Genomic DNA, 463 nt, shown 5'->3' with positions numbered 1-463 from the left:
CAGGCCGGTATCGGCGCGGGCACGCTCGTGCAGCACGTCGGCGTCGAGCGGGAAGTCGGCGGCGACGGTGGCCATCATCTCCCGGATCGCCTGGGCCTCCGCGCTGTACCGCGGGGTGGCCAGGTCGTCGAGGTGGATGACATCGGCTGTGGTCTCGGTCACAGCACTTATGTTACTGTCAGTTTCGTAATGGCGACGGAAATTGGGCGACCCCGTAACCGGGGCATCGACGAGGCGGTGCTGCGCGCGACCGTCGAGTTGCTCGGCCAGGTCCCGTACGCCGAGTTGTCCGTCGACGCCATCGCCGCGCGAGCCGCCACCTCCAAGCCGGCCATCTACCGGCGCTGGCCGAGCAAGGCCGCGTTGGTGCACGAGGCCGTCTTCCCGCTCGACGCCACCACCGAATTGGTGTTCACCGGAACGCTTCGACGCCACCACCGAATTGGTGTTCACCGGAACGCTT

1 protein-coding gene is annotated in these 463 nt (G+C 67.4%); it reads left to right on the top strand.

Going from position 1 to position 463, the window contains the following annotated elements:
- Positions 1–189: 189 nt before the first annotated feature.
- Positions 190–463 (top strand): helix-turn-helix domain-containing protein (locus H7I41_RS15800; RefSeq protein ID WP_264013552.1); only part of this gene is annotated, 274 nt, incomplete at its 3' end.

It is taken from the genome of [Mycobacterium] manitobense (genome assembly GCF_025821665.1).
GTDB classification, from domain to species: Bacteria; Actinomycetota; Actinomycetes; order Mycobacteriales; family Mycobacteriaceae; genus Mycobacterium; species Mycobacterium arseniciresistens.
Note: the sequence above shows the minus strand (reverse complement) of the source record. Positions and strands in the feature narration are given on the sequence as shown.